Here is a 23,639-nt window from a genome sequence, read left to right as displayed (position 1 = left end):
CCAACAGTGTGCCAAACACCACCCAACAACCCGCACCGGAAACCTTCCTGAACCCCGCACCCCACCCCAACAAAGGAGAAGAGCAACCAGGATCCGTACTAATAACCGGCCCGTGCCACCAGGCACCTATTCGTTGATATTCCACCCTTGAGCACCCACCGCAGAACAATCGCCTGCGCAATGGGCCTTTACTCCTGACAACCCCTCCACACTCACATACATGAGGCAAGGTGACTGTAGGTGCTCCTTAGAAAGGAGGTGATCCAGCCGCACCTTCCGGTACGGCTACCTTGTTACGACTTAGTCCCAATCGCCAGTCCCACCTTCGACAGCTCCCTCCCACAAGGGGTTAGGCCACCGGCTTCGGGTGTTACCAACTTTCGTGACTTGACGGGCGGTGTGTACAAGGCCCGGGAACGTATTCACCGCAGCGTTGCTGATCTGCGATTACTAGCGACTCCGACTTCATGGGGTCGAGTTGCAGACCCCAATCCGAACTGAGACCGGCTTTTTGGGATTAGCTCCACCTCACAGTATCGCAACCCTTTGTACCGGCCATTGTAGCATGCGTGAAGCCCAAGACATAAGGGGCATGATGATTTGACGTCGTCCCCACCTTCCTCCGAGTTGACCCCGGCAGTCTCCTATGAGTCCCCACCATCACGTGCTGGCAACATAGAACGAGGGTTGCGCTCGTTGCGGGACTTAACCCAACATCTCACGACACGAGCTGACGACAACCATGCACCACCTGTGAACCGGCCCCAAAGGGGAAGGACTGTTTCCAGCCCGGTCCGGTCCATGTCAAGCCTTGGTAAGGTTCTTCGCGTTGCATCGAATTAATCCGCATGCTCCGCCGCTTGTGCGGGCCCCCGTCAATTCCTTTGAGTTTTAGCCTTGCGGCCGTACTCCCCAGGCGGGGCACTTAATGCGTTAGCTACGGCGCGGAAAACGTGGAATGTCCCCCACACCTAGTGCCCAACGTTTACGGCATGGACTACCAGGGTATCTAATCCTGTTCGCTCCCCATGCTTTCGCTCCTCAGCGTCAGTTAATGCCCAGAGACCTGCCTTCGCCATCGGTGTTCCTCCTGATATCTGCGCATTTCACCGCTACACCAGGAATTCCAGTCTCCCCTACATCACTCTAGTCTGCCCGTACCCACTGCAGAACCGGAGTTGAGCCCCGGTCTTTCACAGCAGACGCGACAAACCGCCTACGAGCTCTTTACGCCCAATAATTCCGGATAACGCTTGCGCCCTACGTATTACCGCGGCTGCTGGCACGTAGTTAGCCGGCGCTTCTTCTGCAGGTACCGTCACTTTCGCTTCTTCCCTACTGAAAGAGGTTTACAACCCGAAGGCCGTCATCCCTCACGCGGCGTCGCTGCATCAGGCTTTCGCCCATTGTGCAATATTCCCCACTGCTGCCTCCCGTAGGAGTCTGGGCCGTGTCTCAGTCCCAGTGTGGCCGGTCACCCTCTCAGGCCGGCTACCCGTCGTCGCCTTGGTGAGCCATTACCTCACCAACAAGCTGATAGGCCGCGAGTCCATCCAAAACCACAAAAAGCTTTCCACCCCCCACCATGCGATGAGGAGTCATATCCGGTATTAGACCCAGTTTCCCAGGCTTATCCCAGAGTTAAGGGCAGGTTACTCACGTGTTACTCACCCGTTCGCCACTAATCCAGGAGCAAGCTCCCTTCATCGTTCGACTTGCATGTGTTAAGCACGCCGCCAGCGTTCATCCTGAGCCAGGATCAAACTCTCCGTTGAAGTAAAACAAAAACGAAACACAACCAGGAACCACGGGAAAACGCGGAAACCCGGCCGCACAAAATTTGAAACCAGCCAAAAAAACCAGACCATCCACGGGGTGGACAACCTGGCCAATTCAACCAATCAATAAAACAATTGGTATCAACAAACTTGGCACACTATTGAGTTCTCAAACAACAGACACACCCGGCACCACCACAACCAAAACCCAGCCGTGGATCGCTCCGGAGCAACTTTTCAAACTTACCCGGTTTCCAGCTCCTGTGCAAATCCATCTTTCAGGACCGCACCGGTCGAAAACACGTCCCCCGACCCGATCGGCAGCACTCGAAAGTTCCACCAGAATCTGGTCTTGAATTGGGGGTTGGCCGCTCTCCGGTAACCAGCTCTTCGCTGGCCCCCCTCTCGGCGACTTAGAAAACAATACACCCACAACGGCCCCACCGCAAACCCGCTCGGCGCACTCTCCGAAACCCCGCCGTTCCGGGGAAAAGCGGCCAAAAGGGGCCCACTGAGCCACTCGCCGTCGTACTTCAAATTCTGTGTGGTGCGTCACCCCGGCCCCCATCCCAACTGGGCAGCAGAAGTGGCGTTAACGCGAAGAAGGGCCGGCAACCAGATGGTTGCCGGCCCTTCTCAAGCAGCTGGAATCAGCGGTGCTGCATTACCAGGAAGACTTGGTGATGCCCGGGAGCTCACCGCGGTGAGCCATGTCGCGGAAGCGAACACGGGAGATACCGAACTTCTGGAAGGTACCGCGGGGACGGCCGTCGATGATGTCGCGGTTACGCAGACGGATCGGGGACGCGTTGCGGGGCAGCTTCTGCAGGCCGAGGCGTGCTTCTTCGCGTGCTTCGTCAGTAGCGTTGGGGTCAACCAGCGTCTTCTTCAGAGCGAGGCGCTTTTCGGCATAGCGCTCAACGATGACCTTGCGCTGCTCGTTACGAGCAATCTTGGATTTCTTAGCCATATGTTTAGCGCTCCTCTCGGAATTCGACGTGCTGGCGGATTTTGGGGTCGTACTTCTTCAGAACCATGCGGTCCGGGTCGTTACGACGGTTCTTGCGCGTGACGTAGGTGTAACCCGTGCCAGCGGTCGACTTGAGCTTGATGATGGGACGTACGTCCTTATCCTTTGCCATTAGAGCTTTACTCCTCGTGCCAGGATGCCGGCGACGACTACGTCGATGCCGCGAACGTCGATGGTCTTGATGCCACGAGCAGAGACCTGCAGGGTGACATTACGGCGCAGGGACGGAACCCAGTAGCGCTTCTTCTGGATGTTCGGATCGAACCGGCGCTTGTTGCGACGGTGCGAGTGCGAAATGCTGTGCCCAAAGCCCGGCTCGGCTCCGGTCACTTGGCAGTGTGCTGCCATGACTTCTCCTCAAGAATTGAAAGTAATGATCCGCATATCTGCTGCAGGACCATGCGTGTAAGTGCGACCCAAACTGATCAGGGTGAACGGTTAGTCACGCAACTTGAGCCCCTAACTACCGGCTACCCTGGAGAAAAATACCGGGCCACCGGAGCAATTGCGCACGCTCCGCGCACTTAGCGCCTACCAAGTCTACGAGCTAAGGCAACTAAAGACCAATCCGCCCTCTCTGGGTGTATAAGCTGGCGCCCCGGCCTAGAGGCGAGTCAGCTCCGGGTACCGCGGATTCAGGCCGTCACCGGAGGATTTTCCGGTGACCCGGCGCACGACCCAGGGCCCGGCAAACTCCCGGATCCACCGCGCGTTTGCACGCAGCGCCTCGATGCGGCTCATTTCGGGAACGGGGGTCATGGGAGGGACTTCAATGGAATGGTCGTGTTCCAGTACGGTCAGCACGCGCTTAGCCATGTTGGCGTGCCCGGCAGCAGACATGTGCATCCGGTCCTGCGCCCACATTCCCCAGTCGTAGTATTCGCTGAAGCGCCAGTAGTCGACCAGCAGGGCGCCATGGTCACCGGCAATACCCCGTACCAGCTCGTTATAGATGGCCGTGCGTCCACGGGTTGTGCTGAAGATCTTGGAGCCGCGGGAGTCAAACCCGGTGAACATCACCACAGTGGCGCCCGTGGCACTCAACTTGCGGATACCGGCGTCGTACTCCTCAAGAAGCCCGTCGATATCAACCTTCGGGCGGAGGATGTCGTTGGCCCCGGCGTAAATGGTCACCAAAGTGGGTTTAAGCTCGACGGCGGCATCCACCTGTTCGGCGAGGATCCGGCGAAGCTTCCTCCCTCGGATTGCGAGGTTGGCGTAGCCGAAGGAAGGATCCGCAGCGCCGAGTTGTTCCGCTACACGGTCTGCCCAGCCCCTGACACCATTCGGGCGGGTGGGATCGTCATCGCCCACGCCTTCCGTGAAGGAGTCCCCCAAAGCCACGTACCGGGTAGAAAAATCCATAGCGACAGTCTGCCATCAGTTGCTGGGAGCAACAAAAGGGGCCGCCACGCCGGATCCCTTCAGCCTTCGCGGAGGATCCAGTGGTCATCGTCCAGGCGGGACACGATCTTTTCACCGATCCGGGCCAGATCGGCCACGTCTTCCTCGCTAAGCGCATCCAGGAACAGGGCGCGGACTGATTCCACATGCCCGGGCGCCAGACCCACGATCGTGTCCATCCCGGCGTCGGTAAGGTGTGCGGTGGTGACCCTTGCGTCCCCGGGGTGCGGGCGCCGCTCCACCCAACCCCGGTTTTGCAGCTTGGTAACAACGTGCGAAAGCCTTGAAAGGGATGCACTGGTCCGCGCTGCCAGTTCACTCATGGGGAGGAAGCGGGATTCCGTCTCAGAGAGCATCGCCAGGACGTGGTAATCGAACAAGGACAATTTGCCGGCACTGTGAAGTTGCGAGTCCAGAGCTGCCGGAAGCAGGGTGTTAATGCTCATGAGGGCAAGCCACGCGCGGCGTTCGTCTGCATTCAGCCATCGTGGTTCGCTCATAGATACATCTTAAGAGGAAAAATGCTTGACGGTTCAAGTCCCGCTGGCGCTGCCTCGGTAGGCTGTCCCCATGTACGTTATTTCCCTGAGCTACAAGGTGCCCACGGACATCGTGGACTACCACCTGGCGGACCATGTTTCCTGGTTGCAGGAGGCTTTCGATGAGGGTGTCTTCATCGCTGCAGGCCGGAAGATTCCGCGCACCGGCGCACTGCTCCTGTCGACAGCCGACCGGGACAGCCTCGACGCGTCCCTTGCCAAGGATCCCTTCTACGTCAATGGCGTGGCCGAGTTTGAGGTGATGGAGTTCCACGCCAACAGGGTGGCACCCGGATTCGATAATCTGCTGGACAATTGAGCGCACTGCTGGACAACTAGCGCACTCAGGCCTTACCGCGCCTCGCGGTCAGCTGTTTCAGCGAGCCGCTTCAAACCGCCTTTGACAGGAACCTTCACCGGCACAGGCCAACGCGGCCCCAGCTGATCCCCCAAGGTCACTCCCCTGAGTTTGCGGCCCACAAGGGGAAGCACCCAGTCGTGGACCCAGCGCCGTTGCAGCCGTTCCCACTCCTTCAGGGTCAGTTTCGCCGGCGGTTCCCAGTCTTTGGGACTGATCTTGTGCGGAACGCCCAGATGGTCCAGCACCCGGGCAGCGAGGTACTTATGCCCCGCCTTGGACATATGGAGCCTGTCTGAGGACCACATGCGCCGATCGTGGAAGGCGTCGAAACACCAGTAGTCCACCAGGATGGCTCCGTATTTCTCAGCCAGTTCCCTGACGCGCTGGTTGTAAGCCCTGTTGCGTTTCTTCAACGGCTCCAGAACCGCCGAGACCTTGACGTCGAAACCCGTGAAGAGCAGCAGGGTTGCTCCAGTGCCAGCGAGTCTGGCCACCAGATACTCGTAGTCCTCCATAAGGGCGTCGACGTCTGTTCCGAAGTCCAGGATGTCGTTTCCGCCGGCGTAGAGCGTGATCAGCGTCGGCTTGAGGGCCAGCGCCGGCTCCAATTGCTCCTCAATGACATGCCTCAGGCGCTTGCTCCGTACTGCCAGGTTTGCATATTCCCACCCCGGCTCTGCCTTCGCCAGCTTTTCCGCCACCCGGTCCGCCCAGCCCCTCACGCCGTTAGGCAGGTTCCGGTTCCAGTCCCCGACGCCTTCCGTGAAGGAATCGCCCAAGGCGACAAAACGCCGTCGTCCATTTCTGCCAGGAAGAGCATGCTCTGGGGATGGATCGACAGCCACCCCAGAAACCTAGTCTGCCCTTGCAACGAACAGGCTGCGGGCAGGCGGCCGGCAGGCAACGACGGCGTTAACCACGGGCGTCATCTGAGCAAGGGCGGCAGAGCACGGAAGACCGGGGAATCGTTAGGGCTATGGAATCAATTTGGCCCGGAAAACGTTAATTTCCTTGGGTGCGGTGTGCGCACTAGTTAGGAATGGAATGAGCAAGAAAATCGAATCAGTTGAGGACGAGGCCGGCAAGGTCACCAGGTACCGCCGGCACCCCAACGGCGGCGGGCTGATCGGGCCAGGCGCCGAAGTGGAAGAGAGTTCCTTCATCGGTTCAACTACATATATCGAAGCAGGGGCATGCGTTGGTTCGGGTTGCCGGATCGGGGATGGCAGCTGGATCGATCGCCGGGCGAAGATTGGCGACCTGGCCCTCATTGGCGACGGCGTCTACGTGGGCGAGGGAACGATCGTGGGCAACAGTGTCCGCATCGGCAGCCACTCACGCATCGGCGCCGGAGCTCAGGTGGGCCACGGGACCACCCTTGACGGGGACAGCAGGGTTCCCGACGGCGGCCTTGTCGCCGTTGCAGCCAAACCCCACAGGTCCCGCCGGTCGCGGGCACGTCATCATCGATCGAAGATGGCAGCCTGAACGAACTGCCTCACAAGTGGTGGGCCGGGGTCCCGGCCCACGGAGGCTCGGCGGAAACGTTACTGTGCGACTCGTGTCCGAGACGCACCGCATAGTTAGAGTTCCGCTTTCCCCTGCCGCCAGTAGCCCATAAACGCGACCTGCTTCCGGTCGATGCCAACATCGCGCACCAGGTAGCGGCGCAGATCCTTGATTACGCCCGCCTCCCCGGCGATCCAGGCGTAGAACGGCATGGCACCCGGGGGCATCCCCGGGTTCTTTGTTGCCCCGATTGCTGCGGTATCCATCCGTGTTGGAGTCTCCCACAGGATGTTCTGGTCCACGTCCACGTCCTCAGGTTCCGGCCCGGCCGCACCATCCGGCGTCCTGATACCCACCCAGCCCGGCACAGGCACTGCAGACTTCACCGCTTCCGTAAGGAGTTGCCCGTGCGGGCGGGAGCGACCGATGGAGGCGCCCCTGGCCAGCCAAGTGATTTCGACGTCGGCAGCTGTCTTAAGATCCAGGAAATCACCCGCTTCCGGGACCTCGAGGAAGGCGTGTCCCGTCATATCCGCCGGCAGGCTTTCCAGGATGGCGCTGATCGCAGGAACGGCAGTTTCGTCCCCTGCCAGCAGGACGCGCTGGGCCAGACCGGGTCGCCATTCAATTCCAGAATAGATTTCGGCAGTGACGCAATGCGCTGCCCGGTTGTTAGGCCCGATGATGGTGATGGCATCGCCAGGTTTGGCATTCAGTGCCCAATTCGCCGCCGGGCCGCCGTCGCCCTTTGAGTCGAAGTGCATCACGAAGTCGACGTCGATCTCGGGGTAGACCCCGTCAAGGCGTTCGCGCCTCACGGTGTAGGTCCGCATTGACCCGCGGGTGGTCGGATCCATGGCCAGCCACTCCTGGTACCAACCGGTCTGCTCCATCTCGAAAACGGGCAGGGGCAGGCAAGTGCCGTCAGCGGCAAGCGAAGGAATCATCAGCTTGATGCGGAGATCGAGGGTCCCTCCATGCACGCCGAAGTCCCGCAGCGAATATCCTCCGAAGGTGACCCGCCGGAAGTTAGGGCTAAGCTCCTGGACGGCACTGACCGTGACATCGAACGCCAGGGTCATGGGCTCCGTGGCCAACTGGTTCTTGATGGTGCCCGCCGGGGCGTTACTAGCTGTGTTCATGAGACCAACTCCAGGTTTTCGCTTGGCACTTTTGGGCTTGGCACTTTTGGGGCGGTGCTGTCCCCCGCGTGATGCCGCCCGATCGGGATGATCAGCGGGGTCCCGGACACAGGATCGGGCACGACGCGGGATTCGAGTCCGAAGACCTCCCGGACCAGGTGTTCGGTGACGACCTGAATCGCAGGACCTTCTGCAACAATGCTTCCGGCCTTCAGGGCAATGACGTGATCCGCATAGCGGGCGGCAAGGTTGAGATCGTGCAGGACGATTGCCACGGTCGTCCCGTTTTTACGGTTCAGGTCGGTCACGAGATCCAGGACTTCAACCTGGTGCGTCAGGTCCAGGTACGTGGTGGGCTCGTCCAGGAGCAGCACGTCCGTCTCCTGGGCCAGGGCCATGGCAATCCACACGCGCTGGCGCTGGCCCCCGGAAAGTTCGTCCACGTTCCGATCGGCGAGTTCCATCGTTTCGGTGGCATCCAGAGCGCTCTGCACGGCGAGGTCATCCTCAGGGCTCCAGCTGCGGAAGAAGCCCTGGTGAGGGTATCGTCCGCGGCCCACCAGGTCGCGCACGGTAATGCCATCCGGCGCTGTAGGGTGCTGCGGGAGGAGGCCGAGCGTCCGGGCCACCTCCCGTGCAGGCCTGGAGTGAATGTCCTTGCCGTCCAAGGTCACAGTTCCGGCCGCCGGCTTGAGCAAGCGGGACAATCCGCGCAACAGGGTGGATTTTCCACAGGCGTTGGCTCCGACAATCATGGTCACCTTGCCTTCCGGAATCTCCGCGCACAGCTGTTCGATGACGATGCGCTGCTCATACCTGAGCGTCAGGTCCTTGGCGTTCAGAACTGCCATGTCAGGCATCCTTTCGGTTGGAAGTGACCAGGAGCCACAGCAGGAACGGGGCACCGAGGGCGCCTGTGACCACGCCGACCGGTAATACGGTGCCATCGAGCATCAGCGGGGCGATGTTTGCGGCAAAGTAATCTGCTGCGAGAACGATGAGCACGCCCACCAGCGCCGACGCCGGCAGGCTGGCCTTCCGGGTGAAGCGGCGGGCGATGGGACCGGCGAGAAAGGCGACGAACGCGACGGGGCCGGCAGCCGCCGTCGCCACCGCAGCAAGTGCCACGGCGGTGAGGACGACCGCCAGACGGGTCATTCCCACCCTGATGCCGAGTCCGGAGGCAGCGTCGTCACCGAGTTCAAGGATGCGCAGGGGTCCGGCCAGCACCGCAACGGCCGGCAACAGGACAACAAGGGTCAGTGCCAGAACGCCGGCTCGGTCCCACGTGGCGGAGTTCAGGGACCCGTTGAGCCACACGAGGGTATCCGCTGCGGTGCGGATATCAGTTCTGGTCATCAGGAAACTCACTACGGCATGGAGGGCGGCAGCGATGCCGACCCCGGCCAGGATCAGCCGGTTACCTGCGGCATTCCCCCCGCGTCCGCCGCCCGAGCCGAGTGAGCCGCTGCGGGAAATGGCATAGATTAAAGCAGCGACGCCGAGGGCCCCGGCAAAAGCCGCGCCGGACACTGCTGCTCCCGTGGCACCGAAAATGACAATGGCCGTCACGGCGCCGGCGCTCGCGCCGTAGCTGATGCCGATGACATCGGGGCTGGCGAGAGGGTTGCGCAGCATGGTCTGGAACAGCCCTCCCGCGAGGCCGAAGGCAGCTCCGATCATGGTCCCTATTACCGCCCTGGGCAGTTTGTTTTCCATGACGATGAAGCTCGCACCGGGGATCTTGGGTCCGTCGGTGAAATGAGCCGCGAGGATCTTGAAGAAGTCCGGAATAGTGACGGTGTAGCTTCCCAGCAGAATGCTAGCGGCGAAGAGAAGCACGACGGCGGCGGAGAGGACCGCGGTGCGGTTGACTGTGCGCCGAAATGGCAGAAAAGCCCACTGTTGGCGCCCTGTACTGCCGCGAAGTGCCATCTCGCGTTCAGTCTTTACCGTGGTGGTCACAGTCCTGCCCCCTTTCCGCGCTGAACCAGCCATACGAACACCGGCGCACCCACAAGGGCGGTCATGATGCCTGCCGGAACTTCGCCCGGAAGCAGCACCACGCGGCCGATAATGTCAGCGGCCAGCAGCAGGACCGGGGCAAGGACAAGGGAGAATGGGAGGATCCACCGATAGTCAGGACCGGTGAGGAAACGCACGGCGTGCGGAATGACAAGGCCGACGAATCCGATCGGTCCGGCCAAAGCAGTGGCTGAGCCGCACAGCAGCACGATCCCCACTGCCGTTATGGCCCGAACCAGGCTGACATTCTGGCCGAGCCCGCGCGCTGTGTCGTCGCCCAGCGCCAGGCTGTTCAAAATCCTTCCGGTGCCCAGCACTATGACGGCCCCGATCACGAGGAAGGGCAGTCCGGGAAGCACTACTGACCATTCACGCCCGGCGATGCCGCCAACTTGCCAGAACCGGAACCGGTCAAGCGTGTCCTGGCTGGAAACAAGGATCACGTTCATCAGCGAAAAGAGGCCCGCGCTCAGGGCAGCACCTGCCAAGGCGAGTTTTACCGGCGTCGCGCCGTCCCTGCCCAGCGATGCAACCAGATACACGAGGGTGGCAGCAGCGGCTGCGCCGAAAAACGCGAACCAGATGTAGCCGGTCAGTGACGAGATGCCGAACAGATAGATGCCGGTGACAACGGCGAGGGCTGCGCCGGCATTGACGCCCATGATGCCCGGATCCGCGAGCGGGTTGCGGGCCACACCCTGCATGGCGGCCCCTGCAAGCCCTAGCGCGGCGCCCACCACGAGGCCCAATACAGTCCGCGGGAGGCGTGCCTGCACAACGGCGTGGTCGCCATTGGCGGGATCAAAACTGGTCAGCGCCTGCCAAACGGTCTGCAGGGAAACGTCCCTGGCACCGATCGCAAGGGACGCGGCGCTGACAAGGACAAGAACGACAACGGCGGCAAACAGCCAGGCGGCCCTGGCACCACCGGGAACCGGCAGATGATGCCCCTTCGCGGGCGATTTTGCTGCCTGTTCGCCTAAGGTGGGTTCTCCGGAAACTGAACCCGGGCGCGTGCTGTTGGCCGCCGTCGTCGTCATGGCGGTGTTACTTAGCTGCGGCGTCGGCTGCCTTGCCCAGCTGCGGCAAGAAGGCGTCCAGTGACCACGGCAGGCTCAGCGGGGACGACGCCGAAATGGCCAGCGTCAGGGTGTTGTCCGGATCGGCGACCAGGGCGCCCTTCTTGATAGCTGGGATCTGGCCGAGGAGCGGGTCAGCCTTGATGGAATCAGTGGTGGCTGCGTCCGGAACCCAGGTCACAAAGATATCGGAGTCCAGCTCGTTGGCCTTCTCTGCTGACCAGGCAAGGAAGAATTCCTTGGAACCCTTGGACTTCTCCTCCACAATCGGGGCGAGCTTCATGCCGAGGGAGCTGAGGAATCGCGGCCGGTTGTCGTTGGCCGTGTAGACGTTCACGCCGTCGCTCTTGGCCGGTTCCAGGTTGCCGTATATGTAACTCTTGCCTTCGAGCTGCGGGTACTTGGAGACCTTTTCCTTGATGGTGGCTTCCGTGTCCGAAACCAGCTTGGTTGCCTCGGCTTCCTTGCCCAGGGCCTTGCCGATGACGGTGGTGGAATCCTGCCAGGACGTGCCGTAGGCCAGCTCCGGCTGGGCCACGACGGGCGCGATCTCGCTGAGCTTCTTGTAGTCCTCTTCCGTCAGGCCGGAGTAGGCGCCCAGGATGACGTCCGGGTTGAGCTTGGCAATCTCGGTGAAGTTGATGCCGTCAGTCTCGGAGAACTGGGCAGGTGCCTTGTCGGTACCGAAGCCGGCGCCGAGCTCTTCGAGGGCGGCGTCCTTCCACGGGGTGGATGCCTTGTCGTTTCCGCCCCAGTCGTTCTTCGGAACGCCGACCGGAACTACGCCCAGGGCGATGGCGACGTCGTCATTGACCCAGGAAATGGTGACTACGCGCTCGGGCTTCTTCTCAATGGTGGTCTCACCAAAAACATTCTTGATGGTTACCGGAAACTGTGAGCTGGGCGCTTGAGTGCCGGCTCCGGCATCTGCGGAACTGGCCGGGCCTGTGGAGCAGGCCGTGAGGGTCAGTGCGGCGGCGGCCAGAACGGCGGTCGCCTTGCCTGCGGTCTTGAAGACGGCACGGCGGGTGGCGACTGCGGCCGGGATGGGGGAAACGGGGGAAGCCACGGAACTCCTTAGGTGAATGATGCGAACCCAAGTAAGGCTAGCCTATCCTCGCGCCTATTAAGAAAGGCTAGCGTAACCTAATTCCCGGCTTGTGAGGAAGGTCACCAACCCTCCCTCACATCCCAACCCCAAAACACCAACCCTCCCTCACATCGCAACCCCAAAACACCAACCCTCCCTCATATCTTGTGAGCGAGCGTCGGCGAAAAGCGACGGGACCTGACCGAGCGTCAGCGAAAAGACGACGAAAGGTGACCGAGCGTCAGCGAAAAGGCGACGAAAGGTGAGCGAGCGCCTGGTGGGGTGGGCGGAATCAGCGGAGGACGATATCCACCGGGTTGGCCTCCGAGCGCCATTTGCCCAGTGTGTCGGGGCCGGGTTTGATCACGGGTTCGGTCAGCACGCCGGAGCGGTTGGTCCGCTTGTCCCTCAGGATTTCCGTGACGGAACCAAGGTGGCGGGAAAGGTCAATGACGTTCTCCGGAGCGGCCAGCAGCAACTGGAAACCGAATTCGTGCAGCGCCTTGATCCCGGCGCCTGCGAACTCCTCCGAAGCCAGAACAAAGGCCTCATCCATCATGACCGTGCCGTAGGTCGTGAAGCCCTGCTCTGCGATGCCCAGCTGATAACTCAAGGCGGCAGCCATGATGAAGGCCGTAAACCGCTGGCGCTCACCGCCTGACATTGATCCCGTGTCAGCGTGCATAAAGACTTCGGTTTTAGCCGCGGAAGTCCCGGCAGCCCCCGATTTTCCGGATTCACCGGGAGCTACTTCCCGGTGCTCCTTGCACTGGATGAACAGGTGCCCGCGGACATCGAGGACCTCGGCCCGCCATCTCCGGTCCTCAGGGGTTTGCGAACCCAGACGCTTCACGAGCGTTTCCAGCGACTTGTAGCGGGCGGTGAGCTCGGCGTCGTCGGCGCCTTCAGTGCCGGTAACCTGTGCTTTGGCCGGCCTCGAGTGCCGTGTTTTCAGGGCGCTGTGGATGGCGTCCTTGAACTGCTTCGCTGTGGGCGGCAGGGTCTGCTTGATGTCCAGTTGCAAATAGCTCCCCTCATGGAAATTGACCTCGGAGAGGATTCCGTTGAGGGGAAGGATGCGGCTGGTGACGGAGCGCCGTTCCTCGTCGAGCAGGTGCAGCAGGGTACTGAAGGACTCGTGGGTGCGTTGGTTGAAGAACGCCCGGAACTCGGCTTCCTGGGCTGGCAACCCGTCACTGACAATGGCGTGGTAGCGGGATTCGAATTCGCCGGCCGCTCCGATCGAGGTGCCGTAGTCCGCGGAAATCGCCGTGCCCCAGTCGCGGACGAATCCCTCAAAGATCCGGGTCAGGCGTTCGGCCGTTGCCTGCCCCTTGGACTCAGCCGCGTGCAGCTCACCCAGCAGCCGGGTCCGCACCTGGTTGGCAAGGTTGTCCAGCTCATGCATCTCCAATACATCTCCGAAGCCCGCAAAGTACGGCTCCAGCGCCGAAACAGTGGAGTCCGACGGCGGCGCCTGGTTCAGGCGCGTCCGGGCGGCTTCCAGCAGCGAATCAGCCGCTGTCAGCTGTTGGTCGAGGGCCTTGTACTCGCTCTGGAGAACCGCCGCGGATTCAGTACTGCTCTGGTGTTTTTGTCGCGCGGCCTCAATGTTGGCCCGCAGGGGTTCAAGGTCCTTCTGCGCTGCGAGGGCATCCTTGAGCCGTTGTTCGATCCGGGCGAGTTCGTCGGCCGCGACGGCCGCGGAGACCTGCTCCCAGGGGCGGTGATCCTCGGCGACCCGGCGCAGGGCCTCGAGCTGGCGGGTCATCCCCTGGTGGGACTCCTCTCGGCTTTGGGCGAGCTCGGCTGCTTTCGCCAGTTCCTGCTGCAGGTCGGCCACCTGGGTGGCCACGAGTTCCAGTTTGGAGGCGTTGTCGAAACCCAGGACGTAGTCCTGCCTGCTGGTAAAACGGTCATCCTTTTCCACAGTGTGGCGGTTGCGCTTCACCACTCCGCCCAGGCTCAGACCCTTCTCAAGTGACGCCAGTTCGTCCGGGTTTTCGACGCATGGGAAGGCGAAGTCCAAGGCGATGCGCTCACGGATCCACTCAGCCGCCTGGGACAAGGCAGACGGAGGCGAAGAGGAAGATGCAGAAGACGCAACGGCCCCTGCGGTGAGGATCTCCAGCTTGGTCAGGAGGTCGCCGTCAGCAACGTCCTCAAGTGCCAGCGCACCGCCGGCGAGAGGCTTCGAGACATCCACTGCGCGAAGGGCACCACGAATGGTGTGATCGTTGAGGTACCGCGTAACGGCGGGAAAATGCTCCGCCTGTACCAGCAGTGTGGTAGCAAGGTTCCGAAGTGCGCGCTCAGCGGCGGGACGCCACTGTTCCTGGCCCTCGGCGAGGTCTATTAGCTCCCCGCCGAAGGGCATCTGATCCTCAGGCACTCCCGTAGCCGCGGCGATGGCCGCCCGGTTTTCAATGCTCGACGGCGGCAGCAGGGACTTCCGCGTCTTCAACGAAACGAGCTCCTGCTGTGCGGCCGCCAATTCGCGTTTTTTGGTGGCGTGACCGTCGAAGGCTTCGAAGCGCAGCTCTTTGAGCGACTCTGAATCCTCGTGAAGGTCCTCTGAACGTGCCGCTGCCTGGGCGTGCGCCTGCTCCCATCCGGCCTCTGTCCACTCGAGGTCCAGGCCGGCGTCGGCGAGCGCTTTGCGGGCTGCTTCCTCTACCTGCTCCCGCAGCTTGAGCCCCACCCGGGCATTCTCGAGCGACTGCTCAATGGCGGAGATGGCGTTGCCGCCCTGATTGTTGTATTCGGCCTCGAGCTGCCGCAGTTCCTTGGCCAGGCCATCCCTGACACCACGTTCAGCGCCGAGTTCCTTGGCTTTCACATGAGCCAGATCCTTGATACGCGCGAGGGTCTGCTGGTGCACTGCGACTGCCAGCTGCTGCTTATAGGCGTCAAACTCCTCCCCTGCCAACTCCCTCAGCCGGTTCGCCTCCAGCAGGGCCTGTGCATATTCCTTGTTCAGGGCAGGTACCGGAGCCAACTGGTCGCGCTGCTGGCGCACATCTTCAAGCCGCTGACGGATGGACATGAGGTTGCTGAATTCCTCGACGACGTCGTCAGCCGCGGCCAGCGTTGCCGGGGCATCCAGCACCTGGTCCCGGAAGAAATTGTTAACGCTTCCGCCCAGTCCCTTACCCGCCTGGATAACGCGCAGGAGGGGAAGGGCCTGATCCGAGTTGATCCCCAGCAGCCGGCGGAACCGCTCCGCGAAGGCCTTGTGGACATCAAACACCTGCGCGTCGGGGAAGAGCGCGTCGAGGGAAGCCTTCGTAAAGCGCTTCTCCGCGACGCCGTCAACAGCCCCCATGTCGAGGGGCTTGTTGTCGATCAGGTAGAACCGGCCAACGCTGGACTCAGTTCCGTTTTTCGGCAGATCGAAGAGGGCCGAGATGGTCACCCGGCTGCCCGCGGCGTTGTCAAACGTCAAGGCGACGGCGGACCACATGGCACCGGGGCGCTGGAAGGCACTGGCTGAGCCTTCCCCTACAGCCTTGTCCCCAACCTTGCCGCGCATATATGTAAAGGTGGTCCGTTTGTCCTCCACTGCGCCGCCGACGCGTTGGGCCGCGGCCTCGTTGGATCGGGGACGGGCGTCGAAAACTCTGGAGATGGCGTCGAACAGCGTGGACTTGCCCACGCCCGAATTACCGGTGAGCAGGGTGCCGTTTCGGTCCACATGGATGGAGTGGGCGCCGTGGAATGTGCCCCAGTTGACCACCTGCACGAGGGCCAGGCGCATCTGGCCCGGATTCGTCAGCTCGCCCATTGGGAGCATGGTTGCGATGCTCACTTGGCTTCCTCCGCTTCGTCCATGTGGTCGCCTATCGCGGCGCCACCGGACGCATGCTCTGCATGCTCGCTCATTCTTCGCTTAGACGCATGCTGCCGCATGTCCCCGGCATCGCCGCTGCTGTCAGCGCCGAAGGGAGACGATGCCGGTGCCGCCCAGGGAGTGGCATCGGGCCTGTCGGAGCCGGGCGGCTCGCTGCTTGCAGCAGAGCCGCCCGGCGGAGGGGCGGGGGCGGCATCGGCGTCGTCGTCCTCGATGGAGTTCTCGTCGTCGAGCTCCAGGAAGGGTTCGGTGCCTGCGGGGTCTGCTGCGACTGCCACCAGGGCCTCTATTTGCGCCGGGATGTCGCCTATGTTTTCGAAGGGCAAGGCCAGCGGCAGGGCGTTGGAGATGGTGTAGACATCGTCCAGGGCGGTGGGGAGGAGAAGCTGGCGGGCCAGGAGTTTGCTGGTGGCCCTGTTGACGACGTCGGAGTCCCGCAGCGCATCCTGCTGGCCCGACGGCTGGTAGTGGGCTACCAGTTCCCCGATTTCCTCCCGGGTGATGGTGGGGTCGGTCTGGGCCGTGACGTGGCGGTCGAGAAGGAGGCGCAGGCGGAGCAACACGATGGTTTCCACCCGGCTCAGGGCACGCTGTTGGCGGAGGATACTGGACCTCGTATTGCCGCCGATTGCCTCCGGATCAACTGGACGGAGGACAGCGATTTTTCGCTCATGATCAAGCTGCAGGGTCAGGAACAGCTCGGACAGACGGCTGCACAGGATGAGCTGGTTGTCCAGGAGGGTGGTCCAGAGTTTCTCGTCGCGTCCGCCGTCGATATACGGCCCTTTGAGTAACTTGACCAATGCCTGCCGGACCTTCATCGGGAGGACACCGGTGTCGCCGGGAAACAAGGCAGCTCCATCGACGAAGGTGTCCCGCGGAGTCAGCTGAAAGGCATCCGCGTGGATGTGAGGTCCAGCCGGCGTTTCCTGCCCGCTCTGCCCTGCGGAAACTGTGTCTAGGGAAGATGCGTCTACGGAGGATGTGGCTTCGGAAAGTTCAGTCATCTTCAGTCCTTCTTGAGCGTGACCACCGGCAGGTACGCCGTGCGCGTGGTTCCGTCTATCTGGTCAAATTCGATGGTGTCCCAGGCTTCGTGGTCGAAGCCTGCGCCGTCCTGAAGCGCATGGGAGAGCAACGCCCGGATCGAGTTGATGTGGCGTTCCTCGTCCGGGAGTTGGTTCCAGGCTTCTGACAACGTGGAAGAGCCGGCCAGGGCGGCCCGGATAACGTCCGGTTTCGCCTTGCCCGTACGCGGTGAGCGCACTCTGTCAACGTCGCTGAAGGCGATGGGGTCCGCGAGCTTTGCCGGAATCGCGAATTCGTCGGGGTCAAATAGCTTAACCATGGCCAGCGATTCAAAGCCTGCATTGAACAATGCAGGGCCCGGGACCAGAGCGGGGCGGTCACGCTCATAGGGCAGCGAACGGATGGCCTGTTCAGCCTCTCGCAGCACCTTCCGGAGCCGCACCGACTGGCGGTAATCGTCGCTTTGCACATAGGTGTTCAGGCTTTCACTGAGCTTGCCGTAGATTCGCTGGATCTGGCTGTGCTGGGTGCGGAGTTCGGCCACCAGGTTTTTCAGGGTCTCCCTGTCCTCATGGCTGAGATCGTCTGCGAACTGACGGCTCAGCACCTCACCGATTGCGGAGCGAAACCGCAACTGCTGCTGCGGGTCCTCAAGGAAGGCCGCGAATGAGCGGAAGGTGCGGCCTTCCGGGCTTTGCCGGAGCCGCTTGTCAGCTTCGAGCACCTGGGCCATCGTGGCTCCCTTGCTGAGGGATTCCTCGATGATCTGGTTCCGGAGCTCGCCCACCAGCTCTTCGATCCTGTCGCGCATCTTCTTATAGTCGGCAGGCAGGGAGGCTGCCAGATCCAGGATGTTCCCGGCGGCCTCCACAGCGTCATCGTCACCAAGCAGGCCATCGAATTCTCCGGAACTGATGTCCTGGATGAGCTGCTGCCTTTCCTGGATCTCATCTTCGAGGGATTCCAGCCGGGCGCTTTGGTCAGGGTTGGTCTCGTTTGCCAGTTTTTCGACGTCGCCCAGCAGGGTCCCCAGCCGTGAGCCGTTCAGAGTGGAACGATCGCTGGAGAGGCTGTCGAGGAACGCAAGGACACGCGACGCCGACTCGGTGACCTCGTACACGATCTGCCCCGACTGGTTTCTCCGAGTCAGGAAACTCTTCCGCGTCCACTCATCGGCGTACTTCTTTCCTGAAAGTGCCCCGGTAGCCGCGCCACCCTGCGGCGGCTCGCCCACACCGGAACCGTGGCGCCGGAGCTGCTCAAGGAAGGCGTCGACGTCGGCGTGGAACTCTTCCAGCGGAAGCTGGGGCCGGGTGCGGGTGAACGAGGCCTGGAGAACAGCGATCACCCAGGGAGCGGAACGTGTCAATGCCCAGGCCGGCCCCTTGGTGAGGAGTTCCAGTTCCGCCAGCCGGGTACTGATGGCTTCAGCCGAGGACAATGCGGAACGGGGCACGCGTTTCTCCTTCAGCTGCCGGGGTTATGGCAGCGCAAACCGGAAAACTGCCAGTACAAGGTTAACGCAGGGCTCCCGACGGTATGGCCAGAATCAAGGGACCGGATAACCTGCCGGAGGGAGCGCCACGTCATGTTGCCAGTGTTACTGATGGGGTTTCCGAAACCCGTTCGTGATCTACGGGTCAGTACGGTTTCAATCCCATATCAACAGCCGCGGCGCGGTCTCTGGACTCTGGCAGGCATCCAGTGCCTGGCTTTACGCTCATGCCACAACGTCAGTCAAAGCGATGATGCAGGGGGAAGCATGGAGTTTGATATCAGTTCGGTGGAAACGGCGACAATGGTGTTCGTCGGAACTTTGCTGTTTGCCTTGGTGATTGTGGTGTTCATCGCAGCGGCCGCGTTTGTGGCCCTGGTCCTGGTAGGTGTGGGCAGGTTGGCCTGGTTCATAGTGGCCGGAACCCTCCTGGCAATGGTCCACGGAATCAACCACGCCTGGGACCGCGTCCTCCACCACACCACCGCCGCCGACTTGCCAGTGGATCTCAGCGCCCAGCCTTCCCCTAGCACCGGAAGCTACCCGCGGGTAGCATTGAGGGACAGCTGAAGGGTTCTCCACCCACGGCGGACCCAGGGCTCCACCCGGTCACCCGGTTAGAGGAGATGTCCCATGAGCTCCGCCACTGACAGCCAAGCCGCAGATGTTCCCGTAGCACCCGAGAAGATGGGCTCTGAGGCAACGGCGGCGGACGCCCGTGCCATCACTGAGGCCGCCCGCGAGACCCAATGGGACAGGCCCAGCTTCGCCAAAGGACTGTACCTGGGCAGCTTCGATATCAACCTCGTCCATCCCTGGCCTGAAGCAAAGCCTGACGACGTCGAACGCGGTGAGGCGTTCATGGTTCGACTGACGGAGTACTGCAAGGCGATGTCGGGCCGAGTAATTGAGCGGGATGCAAAAATACCCGACGAGTACATCGCCGGACTGTCCGAACTCGGTGTCTTCGGTATGAAGATTCCCCGGGAGTATGGCGGGCTCGGATTGTCCCTTGTCTACTATGGACGCGCCCTGGGGTTGATGGGCTCGGTCCATCCCAGCCTCGGGGCGTTGCTTTCCGCTCACCAGTCCATCGGCGTACCCGAGCCGGTGAAGGTCTTCGGCACCCCAGAGCAAAAACGCGAGTATCTGCCGCGATGCGCAGCGGGGGCCATCACAGCTTTTCTCCTGACGGAGCCCGACGTCGGCAGCGACCCCGCCCGGATGGGCAGCACGGCTGTCCCCTCGGACGACGGCGAGTCCTACATTTTGGACGGCGTGAAGCTTTGGACCACCAACGGCGTCATTGCCGAGCTCGTTGTTGTGATGGCGGTGGTTCCCGCCCACACGGATGCGGACGGCACCAGCCACAAGGGCGGCATCAGCGCGTTCGTGGTGGAAATGGACTCCCCCGGCATCACCGTCGAAAACCGGAACGCGTTTATGGGACTGCGCGGAATCGAAAACGGCGTCACCCGGTTCCATCAGGTCCGCGTACCGGCAGCCAACCGGCTGGGCCGCGAGGGGCAGGGGCTGAAGATCGCATTGACCACACTGAATACAGGGCGCCTGTCCATCCCTGCGCTGTGTGTGGCGTCGGGGCGGTGGAGCCTGAAAATCGCCAGGGAATGGTCCAACGCCCGGACCCAGTGGGGCCGCCCCGTGGGGAAGCACGAGGCTGTGGGCAAGAAGATCGCTTTCATTGCTGCGTCCGCCTTTGCCCTGGATGCCGTGTTTGAACTGTCCGCCGAGCTGGCTGACTCCGGGCAGAAAGATGTCAGGATTGAGGCCGCCCTCGCAAAGCTCTGGTCCACGGAAATAAGCTGCCGGATCGCGGATGAACTGGTTCAGGTCCGGGGCGGGCGCGGCTTTGAAACAGCCGATTCACTCCGGGCCCGCGGTGAGCGTGCTGTCGCGGCGGAACAGCAGCTGCGGGACCTCCGTATTAACAGGATCTTTGAAGGGTCCTCCGAAATCATGAGGCTTCTCATCGCGCGTGAGGCAGTGGATGCCCACTTGGCAGCGGCCGGAGACCTGGCCTCCGCCGAAGCGAGCCTGTCGGATAAGGCGCGGGCCGCCGTCGGGGCTTCAGGTTTCTACGCAAAATGGCTACCCAAACTCGTGGCTGGGGCCGGGATGGATCCGAGGTCCTACGGCGAATTTGGCAGGCTGGCCAAGCAGCTGAGATTTGTGGAAAGGTCTTCCCGCAGGCTCGCTCGGCAGACGTTCTATGGCATGGGACGCTGGCAGGCCAAGCTGGAGCACAAGCAGGCCTTCCTCGGCCGGATCGTGGACATCGGAGCCGAGTTGTTCGCCATGGCGGCAAGCTGTTCCCGTGCAGAAATGATTCTCAGGACGACGCCCGAACGGGGCGCTTCAGCATACGAGCTGGCCGAGGCTTTTTGCGAGCAGGCCAGGGTCCGGGTGGACGAATACTTTGATCAGCTATGGAGGAACACAGACGACGGCGACCATGAAGTTTCGCGCCGCGTCCTCGCCGGTGACTACGAATGGCTTGAAGCAGGAGTGCTGGACCAGTCCGAAGGGACCGGACCATGGATCGCCGATGCAACACCTGGCGCCTCCAGCCGGGAAAATCTGCACCGTAAGTACCGCTGACCGCACGGATTCGAGCCCCAACCCCAAAATAGTAAGCATCCTTGCTACTTTATCCACAGCGTGGTTAGGTGGAAGTGAGACCCCTATGGTCTCTGCATTGCAGTGACCTGCCCAAAAAATGGTCAGGTTGGACCAATGAAAGCGAGGATGTCCGATGAGCAGCAAAATCGGCCCCGACGGCAAGCAGTCCAGGCATGACCGCGACAGAGACGGGATTCCCAACGCGGTGGATCCGCGGGACGACGCCGGACGCGACTACAGCGACACACCCGTGCACGACACCACCCGCCGCAACTATTCTTCGGGCGGAGCCTACGGCGACAGCGGTGCGACAGCCGCCTCTTCTGGCGACGAATACGACGCGACCAGAAGTTACCAGGCGGTTCCCGCCACCGATCCGGGCCTGGCTACCCGCGAAACTGTGGTGGCCCGTGAGAAGGAAGCCTTCGGCGGAATCAAAATCGGTTCGGCCTTCTTCGGATGGCTAACGGCAACAGGAATGGCAGTCCTGCTCACGGCCTTGGTGGCTGCCGCCGGGACGGCGGTGGGTCTCGCCACGAATACTAATGTCAACGAGGCCGTCAACCAGGCAGCCTCGGACCAGACTGTTGGGATCGTGGGCATCATCGTGCTCCTGGTGGTGCTCTTCCTCTCCTACTACTCCGGCGGCTACGTGGCGGGACGGATGGCGAGGTTTAACGGCGGGAAGCAGGGCCTGATGGTCTGGTTTTGGGCTGTGATCGTGGCTGTACTGGTGGCACTGCTGGGCATGATCGCCGGGGAGCGGTTCAATATCCTGGCGAACCTGAACAGTTTCCCCCGCATCCCCGTGAATGAAGGCCAGCTGAGCACTACGGGCATTATTGCTGCCATCGTGGTGGCAGCCGTGGCCTTGGTTGGGGCCGTCCTCGGAGGCATGGCCGGAATGCATTTCCACCGCAAGGTAGACAAGGCCGGGTTTACTCCGGCAGAGGATTACGAGGACCGCTAGGTAATCGCCGGGCGGCGGGCAATGATGCCCGGCGTCCGGTGGATCACCCCGGCAGTCTTCCTCTCAGGCGGACGTTTCTCCATGGACGTAGTACCAGCGCTTGTCCTCCCGCACGAAACGGCTTGTTTCGCGATGGACTCCGCGTTCGCCGTCGTGCCTGAAGTGTGCCGCGAATTCCACGGTACCCTCCGTGTCGAGCGGACCTCCGTGCCGGGAAGAAAGGATGTCCAGGCGGCGCCATTCCAGAGCCGGATCCAGTTCAAGGGACGACGGCCGGGTCCTGGGATGCCAGGTTTGGAGCAGGTATTCCTTCTCCAGCAAAACAAAGGCGCAGTAGCGTGAGCGCATCAACTGCTCGGCTGTCGGGGCGTGAGCATCTCCCGAGTGGAAGCGGCCGCAACACTCCGCGTACTGCTCACCTGTTAGGCACGGGCAAGGTCCGCTGTATGCCACGTTTTTTCCTTAGAAAGTGGGTTCCGGCCGTTGGATCAGCCGAAAGCAGTGAACAAACGGTAACGGCTGAGACACGAAGTCCGCCACCAGCCGCCAGCCGGGAGCACGGCAGAAGAATAGTATCTATGGTGGATGAGGGCAGTTGCCCTGCAACTGATTCAGGCAACTACCTCACGCAGGCTGGATAGGAGAGGTAAGTGGAAGATCCGACGACCATCGCCCTGAACCTGACCTTTTTTGGCACACTCGGGCTGGCCTTCGTAATGTTCCTGGGCCTGTTCCTGGTGTTCATTGCCACGCTTGTCATTGCGGGTGTGGGACGATTGGCCGCAGTCCTGGTCATGGCCATGTTTGGCCGTTTCCCCGGCGAGGACACCGTGGACGTCGTTCGTCTGCCGGGTTCCCTGGCCGCCCCATCCGCTGGGGTGCCGGAGAACGAAGAACGCCAGGACAGCACCCGACCGGCGTCAGTCACGCCAATCAGTACACCCCTGGGGCCACACAGTTTGAAGCGGATTTCCGGGATGCTGCGGACTGCAACGGGCCACCTGCCTTTGATCGGCAAAACGCATCGAGCGCCGGCCGAGATGGCTGCTGACTGGGCCGAGGCAGTTGCCCTCGCGGATGCCCGTGCAGTGGCAAGGGCGAGGGCAGAAAAACCGGCCATCGATGCGACCCTCCCCGATGTTCCGCCGCCCGGAGTGCTCCCGGAAGAGGTGCCGCGGGTGGCCCCGTTGGTTGAATCCGCGTTGGACCAGCGACCTAAGGACGGGAGCGGGCCCGTTCCCGTGCCCCGGTCATTCAAGAAACCGCCAACGCCCGGCACCGAGGATCTGCTGGATACCGGCTCCCTTGTTTCCCTTGCTGCCCGGCCCAAATCCGAAAGCGTCAAATAGGGCATTTGCCGCGGTTACCGTGCAGCCGAGTTGCATGAAGGCGTGTCGCATTCGTTATAGGACTTGCTTGCAACGCAAAGTCTTTGCCGTGACAATTGCCGTGGGGATAGGTCTCGTACTAAACCGCGTTTTGGACAGTGGTGTCCAACGGGTTTCTTTACATCTGGGGGAATCATGCGGGTCGTTTCAGCATTTACGGTCATGGCCCTGTTGTTAATCAGCCTGGTGGCGCCAGCCAGCATGGCTGCAGCAGGTCAGGCCAGCACAGAAACTCTCCCTCCGCCTCCCCCTCCGATTGACCACTTTATTCGGACAGCTCCGTCCCCCCTGACCCCAGGAAGTCTCGCCA

Annotated in this window: 20 protein-coding genes, 1 rRNA gene and 1 pseudogene; 6 read left to right on the top strand and 16 right to left on the bottom strand. The window is 61.9% G+C overall.

All coding sequences use genetic code 11. The annotated features are described in order from the left end of the window. Nucleotides 1–251 precede the first annotated feature (251 nt). The 6 genes from M1E05_RS02220 to M1E05_RS02195 all read right to left on the bottom strand — a co-directional run bounded on the left by M1E05_RS02220 (nt 252) and on the right by M1E05_RS02195 (nt 4,712). A 16S ribosomal RNA gene (locus M1E05_RS02220) occupies nt 252–1,775 on the bottom strand. 667 nt (nt 1,776–2,442) lie between these two features. Continuing rightward, on the bottom strand, nt 2,443–2,748 hold the full coding sequence (gene rpsN, locus M1E05_RS02215) for a 30S ribosomal protein S14 (RefSeq protein WP_247048144.1): 306 nt from the start codon (nt 2,746–2,748) through the stop codon (nt 2,443–2,445). Between the two features lie 4 nt (nt 2,749–2,752). Further along, the gene (rpmG, locus tag M1E05_RS02210) at nt 2,753–2,920 is read right to left on the bottom strand and encodes a 50S ribosomal protein L33 (RefSeq protein WP_013602737.1); all 168 of its coding nucleotides are present in this window, start codon (nt 2,918–2,920) and stop codon (nt 2,753–2,755) included. After that, on the bottom strand, nt 2,920–3,156 hold the full coding sequence (gene rpmB / locus M1E05_RS02205; RefSeq protein WP_309108344.1) for a 50S ribosomal protein L28: 237 nt from the start codon (nt 3,154–3,156) through the stop codon (nt 2,920–2,922). The genes rpmG and rpmB overlap by 1 nt, the downstream gene beginning before the upstream one ends. Before the next feature lie 255 nt (nt 3,157–3,411). Beyond that, a complete protein-coding gene (locus M1E05_RS02200; protein WP_461164308.1) occupies nt 3,412–4,173 on the bottom strand; it encodes an SGNH/GDSL hydrolase family protein in 762 nt (253 codons plus the stop codon). A 59-nt stretch (nt 4,174–4,232) separates the two neighbouring features. Continuing rightward, on the bottom strand, nt 4,233–4,712 hold the full coding sequence (locus M1E05_RS02195) for a MarR family winged helix-turn-helix transcriptional regulator (RefSeq protein ID WP_458112385.1): 480 nt from the start codon (nt 4,710–4,712) through the stop codon (nt 4,233–4,235). Nucleotides 4,713–4,782: 70 nt separating this feature from the next. Between M1E05_RS02195 and M1E05_RS02190 the strand changes: the two genes are divergently transcribed. Further along, complete coding sequence (locus M1E05_RS02190) at nt 4,783–5,070, top strand: YciI family protein (RefSeq protein ID WP_461164307.1); 288 nt, start codon at nt 4,783–4,785, stop codon at nt 5,068–5,070. A gap of 32 nt (nt 5,071–5,102) precedes the next feature. On the opposite strand, the gene M1E05_RS02185 is transcribed toward M1E05_RS02190, so the two are convergent. Then, nucleotides 5,103–5,957, bottom strand: coding sequence for an SGNH/GDSL hydrolase family protein (locus tag M1E05_RS02185; RefSeq protein WP_461164306.1), 855 nt, complete (start codon nt 5,955–5,957; stop codon nt 5,103–5,105). 199 nt (nt 5,958–6,156) lie between these two features. On the opposite strand from M1E05_RS02185, the gene M1E05_RS02180 reads away from it, so the two are divergent. After that, nucleotides 6,157–6,600: a transferase gene (locus M1E05_RS02180; RefSeq protein WP_461164305.1), complete on the top strand. Its 444-nt coding sequence runs from the start codon at nt 6,157–6,159 to the stop codon at nt 6,598–6,600. A 95-nt stretch (nt 6,601–6,695) separates the two neighbouring features. Here M1E05_RS02180 and M1E05_RS02175 read toward each other — a convergent pair whose 3' ends face one another. The 8 genes and pseudogenes from M1E05_RS02175 to M1E05_RS02140 all read right to left on the bottom strand — a co-directional run bounded on the left by M1E05_RS02175 (nt 6,696) and on the right by M1E05_RS02140 (nt 18,292). Beyond that, complete coding sequence (locus M1E05_RS02175) at nt 6,696–7,763, bottom strand: siderophore-interacting protein (protein ID WP_458112389.1); 1,068 nt, start codon at nt 7,761–7,763, stop codon at nt 6,696–6,698. Further along, entirely contained in the window at nt 7,760–8,614 is an 855-nt protein-coding gene (locus tag M1E05_RS02170) for an ABC transporter ATP-binding protein (RefSeq protein ID WP_461164304.1), read from the bottom strand. The genes M1E05_RS02175 and M1E05_RS02170 overlap by 4 nt, the downstream gene beginning before the upstream one ends. 1 nt (nt 8,615) lies before the next feature. Continuing rightward, complete coding sequence (locus M1E05_RS02165; RefSeq protein ID WP_461165176.1) at nt 8,616–9,698, bottom strand: FecCD family ABC transporter permease; 1,083 nt, start codon at nt 9,696–9,698, stop codon at nt 8,616–8,618. Between the two features lie 26 nt (nt 9,699–9,724). Next, nucleotides 9,725–10,828 (bottom strand): FecCD family ABC transporter permease, encoded by a 1,104-nt coding sequence (locus M1E05_RS02160; RefSeq protein ID WP_461164303.1) that lies wholly within the window; start codon nt 10,826–10,828, stop codon nt 9,725–9,727. A gap of 7 nt (nt 10,829–10,835) precedes the next feature. Then, nucleotides 10,836–11,936 (bottom strand): iron-siderophore ABC transporter substrate-binding protein, encoded by a 1,101-nt coding sequence (locus M1E05_RS02155; RefSeq protein WP_461164302.1) that lies wholly within the window; start codon nt 11,934–11,936, stop codon nt 10,836–10,838. 313 nt (nt 11,937–12,249) lie between these two features. Continuing rightward, on the bottom strand, nt 12,250–15,765 hold the full coding sequence (locus M1E05_RS02150) for an ATP-binding protein (RefSeq protein ID WP_461164301.1): 3,516 nt from the start codon (nt 15,763–15,765) through the stop codon (nt 12,250–12,252). A 230-nt stretch (nt 15,766–15,995) separates the two neighbouring features. Then, a pseudogene (locus M1E05_RS02145) lies at nt 15,996–16,814 on the bottom strand (DUF4194 domain-containing protein); the annotation flags it as partial. Between the two features lie 2 nt (nt 16,815–16,816). Continuing rightward, on the bottom strand, nt 16,817–18,292 hold the full coding sequence (locus M1E05_RS02140) for a DUF3375 family protein (RefSeq protein ID WP_458112394.1): 1,476 nt from the start codon (nt 18,290–18,292) through the stop codon (nt 16,817–16,819). A 306-nt stretch (nt 18,293–18,598) separates the two neighbouring features. Between M1E05_RS02140 and M1E05_RS02135 the strand changes: the two genes are divergently transcribed. From M1E05_RS02135 to M1E05_RS02125, 3 genes are all read left to right on the top strand, one after another. Further along, nucleotides 18,599–18,901, top strand: coding sequence for a hypothetical protein (locus tag M1E05_RS02135; RefSeq protein WP_458112395.1), 303 nt, complete (start codon nt 18,599–18,601; stop codon nt 18,899–18,901). Nucleotides 18,902–18,964: 63 nt separating this feature from the next. After that, complete coding sequence (locus M1E05_RS02130; protein WP_461164300.1) at nt 18,965–20,950, top strand: acyl-CoA dehydrogenase family protein; 1,986 nt, start codon at nt 18,965–18,967, stop codon at nt 20,948–20,950. A 154-nt stretch (nt 20,951–21,104) separates the two neighbouring features. Then, nucleotides 21,105–21,941: a YrzE family protein gene (locus M1E05_RS02125; protein WP_461164299.1), complete on the top strand. Its 837-nt coding sequence runs from the start codon at nt 21,105–21,107 to the stop codon at nt 21,939–21,941. 63 nt (nt 21,942–22,004) lie between these two features. On the opposite strand, the gene M1E05_RS02120 is transcribed toward M1E05_RS02125, so the two are convergent. Further along, on the bottom strand, nt 22,005–22,394 hold the full coding sequence (locus tag M1E05_RS02120) for a YchJ family protein (RefSeq protein WP_461164298.1): 390 nt from the start codon (nt 22,392–22,394) through the stop codon (nt 22,005–22,007). A gap of 197 nt (nt 22,395–22,591) precedes the next feature. Here M1E05_RS02120 and M1E05_RS02115 point away from each other — a divergent pair, with 197 nt between their 5' ends. Beyond that, nucleotides 22,592–23,290: a hypothetical protein gene (locus tag M1E05_RS02115; protein WP_461164297.1), complete on the top strand. Its 699-nt coding sequence runs from the start codon at nt 22,592–22,594 to the stop codon at nt 23,288–23,290. Nucleotides 23,291–23,639 lie beyond the last annotated feature (349 nt).

The sequence above is a fragment of the Arthrobacter sp. R4-81 genome, assembly GCF_054792365.1.
This window is presented reverse-complemented; position numbering and strand designations above follow the sequence as displayed.

Excerpts from the sequence above, each read along its gene's own strand:
- rpsN (WP_247048144.1), bottom strand. The coding sequence starts at position 2,748 with ATGGCTAAGAAATCCAAGATTGCTCGTAACGAGCAGCGCAAGGTCATC.
- rpmG (WP_013602737.1), bottom strand. The coding sequence starts at position 2,920 with ATGGCAAAGGATAAGGACGTACGTCCCATCATCAAGCTCAAGTCGACC.
- rpmB (WP_309108344.1), bottom strand. The coding sequence starts at position 3,156 with ATGGCAGCACACTGCCAAGTGACCGGAGCCGAGCCGGGCTTTGGGCAC.
- M1E05_RS02200 (WP_461164308.1), bottom strand. The coding sequence starts at position 4,173 with ATGGATTTTTCTACCCGGTACGTGGCTTTGGGGGACTCCTTCACGGAA.
- M1E05_RS02195 (WP_458112385.1), bottom strand. The coding sequence starts at position 4,712 with ATGAGCGAACCACGATGGCTGAATGCAGACGAACGCCGCGCGTGGCTT.
- M1E05_RS02190 (WP_461164307.1), top strand. The coding sequence starts at position 4,783 with ATGTACGTTATTTCCCTGAGCTACAAGGTGCCCACGGACATCGTGGAC.
- M1E05_RS02180 (WP_461164305.1), top strand. The coding sequence starts at position 6,157 with ATGAGCAAGAAAATCGAATCAGTTGAGGACGAGGCCGGCAAGGTCACC.
- M1E05_RS02175 (WP_458112389.1), bottom strand. The coding sequence starts at position 7,763 with ATGAACACAGCTAGTAACGCCCCGGCGGGCACCATCAAGAACCAGTTG.
- M1E05_RS02170 (WP_461164304.1), bottom strand. The coding sequence starts at position 8,614 with ATGGCAGTTCTGAACGCCAAGGACCTGACGCTCAGGTATGAGCAGCGC.
- M1E05_RS02165 (WP_461165176.1), bottom strand. The coding sequence starts at position 9,698 with ATGGCACTTCGCGGCAGTACAGGGCGCCAACAGTGGGCTTTTCTGCCA.
- M1E05_RS02160 (WP_461164303.1), bottom strand. The coding sequence starts at position 10,828 with ATGACGACGACGGCGGCCAACAGCACGCGCCCGGGTTCAGTTTCCGGA.
- M1E05_RS02135 (WP_458112395.1), top strand. The coding sequence starts at position 18,599 with ATGGAGTTTGATATCAGTTCGGTGGAAACGGCGACAATGGTGTTCGTC.
- M1E05_RS02130 (WP_461164300.1), top strand. The coding sequence starts at position 18,965 with ATGAGCTCCGCCACTGACAGCCAAGCCGCAGATGTTCCCGTAGCACCC.
- M1E05_RS02125 (WP_461164299.1), top strand. The coding sequence starts at position 21,105 with ATGAGCAGCAAAATCGGCCCCGACGGCAAGCAGTCCAGGCATGACCGC.